The sequence below is a fragment of the Amycolatopsis sp. NPDC047767 genome (assembly GCF_040704195.1).
Lineage (GTDB): Bacteria > Actinomycetota > Actinomycetes > Mycobacteriales > Pseudonocardiaceae > Amycolatopsis.
Window position 1 is genome coordinate 1 of sequence record NZ_JBEYSJ010000080.1, and the last position, 1,098, is coordinate 1,098.

Below are 1,098 nucleotides of genomic sequence, written 5' to 3' on the forward strand. Positions count from 1 at the left end.
GGTGATGGCGTGCCTTTTGAAGAATGAGCCTGCGAGTTAGTGCTGCGTGGCGAGGTTAACCCGTGTGGGGTAGCCGTAGCGAAAGCGAGTCTGAATAGGGCGTGTTAGTCGCGTGGTCTAGACCCGAAGCGGAGTGATCTACCCATGGCCAGGGTGAAGCGTCGGTAAGACGTCGTGGAGGCCCGAACCCACCAGGGTTGAAAACCTGGGGGATGAGCTGTGGGTAGGGGTGAAAGGCCAATCAAACTCCGTGATAGCTGGTTCTCCCCGAAATGCATTTAGGTGCAGCGTCACATGTTTCACCACGGGGGTAGAGCTACTGGATGGTCTAGGGGCCTTACCGGGTTACCGAAATCAACCAAACTCCGAATACCGTGGTGTGAGAGTGTGGCAGTGAGACGGCGGGGGATAAGCTTCGTCGTCGAGAGGGAAACAGCCCAGAACACCAGCTAAGGCCCCTAAGTGTGTGCTCAGTGGGAAAGGATGTGGGATTGCCCAGACAACCAGGAGGTTGGCTTAGAAGCAGCCACCCTTGAAAGAGTGCGTAATAGCTCACTGGTCAAGTGGTCCTGCGCCGACAATGTAGCGGGGCTTAAGCACACCGCCGAAGCTGTGTCATTGACACAATAGATCCGCTTTCTTCTTCGGAAGATTGTGTAGTCGTGTTGATGGGTAGGGGAGCGTCCTGCATCCAGGGAAGCGGCCGTGTAAACGAGTCGTGGAGGGTGTGGGAGTGAGAATGCAGGCATGAGTAGCGAATGCAGAGTGAGAAACTCTGCCGCCGGATGACCAAGGGTTCCTGGGCCAGGCTAATCCGCCCAGGGTAAGTCGGGACCTAAGGCGAGGCCGACAGGCGTAGTCGATGGACAACGGGTTGATATTCCCGTACCCGAGCATGTGCGCCCATGACGAGGCGTTTGATACTAACCACCCAAAGCGTGTTGGTGAAGCCTTCGGGTGGAGCCGGCATTGTGGAGCGTGGGACCTGATTTCGTAGTAGTCAAGCGATGGGGTGACGCAGGAAGGTAGCTCCGCCAGGCGATGGTTGTCCTGGTGTAAGCGTGTAGGCCGGAACATAGGCAAATCCGTGTTCCATAT

At 56.6% G+C, this 1,098-nt stretch carries 1 rRNA gene (only partly in view); it reads left to right on the top strand.

The features are described 5' to 3' along the window. Positions 1 to 1,098 (top strand): 23S ribosomal RNA (locus tag AB0878_RS49340) (its annotated part continues 1,489 nt past the right edge of the window); the annotation flags it as partial.